Genomic DNA, 3,454 nt, shown 5'->3' with positions numbered 1-3,454 from the left:
CCTGCCCCCGCCGTCGGACGCTCCGGTCTTCGGGACGCTGCGCGAGGGCTACGGTGTCCTGCTCGAGGCCCTCGTGCGCAAGGCCGACGCGGAATTCCTCTACGGCACCGCGGCCTCCGGGCTGAAGCGGGACGGCGACCGGTGGTCGATCGAGCCGCTCGGTGAGGTCGACGGAGTGATACTCGCCGTGCCCGCGCCGGACGCCGCCCGGCTGCTCGCCGACAGCGTGAGGTCTGCCGCGCAGTGCGCCGCGCAGATCCCGCTCGCCTCGTCGGTGGTGGTCGCGCTCGCGTTCCCGCACGGCACCGGCCTGCCGCAGAACTCCGGGATCCTCGTCGCGACGGGGGAGGAGCTGTCGGCGAAGGCGTTCACGCTGTCGAGCCGGAAATGGCCGCACCTCGCGGAACGACCCGTCGCACTCGCCCGCGCGTCGTTCGGACGGTTCGGCGACGACGCGCTCGTCGACGCCTCGGAGGCCGAGCTGATCGCACTCGCCCGCGCGGATCTCGCGACCGTCACCGGAGTCGACGCCGAACCGGTGGCCGCCATCGTGCAGCGATGGCACGGCGGGCTGCCGCAGTACCGCGAACACCACGGCGAGATCGTCGCCGCCCTCGAGGCCGAGATCGCCGAGATCGACGGACTCGAGGTCGCAGGCGCGATGCTGCACGGAGTGGGCGTACCCGCATGTGTCGCATCAGGCACGGCCGCGGCCGCACGCCTGGCTGCACGAATGGAAGGATGAACGTCATGGCACGTCTCGACTACGACAAACTCAATTCCACCCTCCGCTACACCATGTGGTCGGTCTTCCAGGTCCGGCCCGGTGTTCTCGGCGACGACCGCACCGCCGCGATCGAGGACGCGAAGGCGTTCTTCGCCCGCCTCGACGACACCGACGTGATCGTGCGCGGCATCTACGACGTGGCCGGCACCCGTGCCGACGCCGACTTCATGATCTGGAGCCACGCCGAGCACATCGAGGACCTGCAGAAGCTGTACGCCGACTTCCGGCGCACCACGCTCCTGGGCCGGGCGAGCACCCCGGTCTGGTCCAACACCGCGCTGCACCGACCCGCGGAGTTCAACAAGAGCCACCTGCCCGCCTTCATCGCGGGGGAGGAACCGGGCGACTACGTCTGCGTGTACCCCTTCGTGCGGTCCTACGAGTGGTACCTGCTGCCCGACGAGCAGCGCCGGAAGATGCTCGCCGACCACGGTATGGCGGCTCGCGGCTACCCCGACGTGCGTGCCAACACCGTCCCGGCCTTCGCGCTCGGCGACTACGAGTGGATCCTCGCCTTCGAGGCTCCGAAGCTCGACCGCATCGTCGATCTCATGCGCGACCTGCGTGCCACCGACGCGCGCCTGCACGTCCGGGAGGAGACCCCCTTCTTCACCGGGCCGCGGGTCGACGTCGCAGCGCTGGTCGCGTCGCTGCCCTGACGTGACCCCGACGAGCGCGGTGCCACCGGAGGGAGACGATCGGCTGTTCTCCCAGATGGCGCACTGGGGGATGTTCTCGGCGCAGGCACGCGACGGCGAGGTCGTCGCCGTGCAGCCCTACGCCGGGGACCGCGACCCCTCACCGATCCTGGGGAACATCCCCGGTTCGGTGCGGCACCGTGCTCGCGTCGCCGGACCGGCCGTCCGCCGGGGCTGGCTCGAGAACGGACCGGGACCGAGCACGCGACGCGGCGACGACGAGTACGTCGCGGTCTCGTGGGACGAACTCACCGAGATCCTCGCGGGCGAACTGCAGCGCGTGAAGGACCGGCACGGCAACCGGGCGATCTTCGGCGGCTCCTACGGCTGGTCGGCGCCCGGCCGGTTCCACCACGCGCAGAGCCAGGTGCACCGCTTCCTCAAGATGTTCGGTGGCTACACCCGCTCGGTGCACTCCTACTCGCTCGGCGCGACCGGCGTGATCATGCCACGCGTGCTGGGCACCCACTGGAAACTGTTCGCGCGCTCCACCTCCTGGGAGGTCATCGCCCGCGAGACCGATCTGATGGTGTGCTTCGGCGGTATCCCGCTGAAGAACACCGCTGTCAACGACGGCGGCACGAGCGACCACCCCACCCGCGACGCCCTCGACCGGATGCGGGCCCGCGGCGGCCGGATCGTCTCGTTCAGCCCGATCCGCAGCGACATGCACGGCGAGCACGAGTGGCTCGCTCCCCGGCCGGGCACCGACGTCGCGATCATGCTCGCCCTCGCGTACGTCCTGGCCACCGAAGATCTCGCCGACCGCGAGTTCCTCGACCGCTACTGCACCGGCTACGACCGGTTCGAGGAGTATCTGCTCGGCCGCACCGACGGCGTTCCCAAGACCCCCGAGTGGGCGGCCACGCTCTCGGGGCTGCCCGCCGGAACCTTCGTCGACCTCGCGCGGCGCATGGCCTGCGGTCGCACCCTGGTGTCCGTGACCTGGTCGCTGCAACGTGTCCGGCACGGCGAGCAGGCGCCCTGGGCGGGCGTGACCCTCGCCGCGATGCTCGGTCGACTCGGCGTTCCCGGTGGCGGTTTCGGCCACGGCTACGGGTCGATGAACGAACCCGGTCTCGCGCCCGTCCCGTATCCGCTACCCACCCTGTTCCAGGGCAACAACGACGTCGAGGACTTCATCCCCGTCGCCGCGATCTCCGACCTGCTGTTGCGGCCGGGGGAGCAGTTCGACTACGACGGGCAACGTCCGACCTTCCCCGACATCCGTCTCGTGTACTGGGCGGGCGGCAATCCCTTCCACCACCACCAGGACATCGGGCGGCTCCGTCGCGCGCTGCAACGACCGGACACGATCGTCGTCCACGACCCGTACTGGACGCCGATGGCCAAGCACGCCGACATCGTCGTGCCGTCGACCACGGCGCTCGAACGCGACGACCTCACGTGCACACGCAACGATCCGCTGCTCGTCGCGATGCAGGCCGCCGTCCCGCGCTTCGCCGACGCCCGCGACGACTACGACACCTTCACCGCTCTGGCCCACCGGCTCGGTTTCGGCGAGACGTTCACCGAGGGCCGGACTTCCCGGCAGTGGCTCGAACACCTCTACGAGCAGTGGCGCGGTTTCGTCCTCGCCGACGACCGGCGGGTCGAGGATCCACCGCCCTTCGAGGACTTCTGGTACGGCGGACCGGTCCGGATGCGGACCGAGGACGATCTCACGCTGTTCGAGGACTTCCGCTCCGATCCCGACGGACATCCGCTGCGAACCCCCAGCGGACGCCTCGAGATCTTCTCCGCCGACATCGACTCGTTCGGGTACGACGACTGCGCCGGTCACCCCACCTGGTACGAGCCGGACGAATGGCTCGGTTCCCCTCGGGCCGATCGGTTCCCGCTGCACCTGATCGCCAACCAGCCGGCCACGCGCCTGCACGGGCAACTCGACCACGGGTCCGTGAGCCAGGCGTCGAAGGTCCGCGGCCGTGAACCGATCCGGATGCAT

Annotated in this window: 2 protein-coding genes and 1 pseudogene; all 3 read left to right on the top strand. The window is 70.2% G+C overall.

Annotated features, from left to right (window positions below; translation table 11 throughout):
• Positions 1 to 745, top strand: a pseudogene (locus tag R1101_RS0119000) (FAD-dependent oxidoreductase); the annotation flags it as partial.
• 5 nt (positions 746 to 750) lie between these two features.
• The gene (gene hemQ, locus R1101_RS0118995; RefSeq protein ID WP_026003467.1) at positions 751 to 1,446 is read left to right on the top strand and encodes a hydrogen peroxide-dependent heme synthase; all 696 of its coding nucleotides are present in this window, start codon (positions 751 to 753) and stop codon (positions 1,444 to 1,446) included.
• A 55-nt stretch (positions 1,447 to 1,501) separates the two neighbouring features.
• The coding region (locus R1101_RS0118990) for a molybdopterin-dependent oxidoreductase (protein WP_026003466.1) at positions 1,502 to 3,454 on the top strand (1,953 nt) is incomplete at its 3' end.

Origin of the sequence: Rhodococcus sp. R1101 (genome assembly GCF_000278445.1) — a bacterium.
Classification (GTDB): Bacteria; Actinomycetota; Actinomycetes; order Mycobacteriales; family Mycobacteriaceae; genus Rhodococcus; species Rhodococcus gordoniae.
Note: the sequence above shows the minus strand (reverse complement) of the source record. Positions and strands in the feature narration are given on the sequence as shown.

Excerpts from the sequence above, each read along its gene's own strand:
- hemQ (WP_026003467.1), top strand. The coding sequence starts at position 751 with ATGGCACGTCTCGACTACGACAAACTCAATTCCACCCTCCGCTACACC.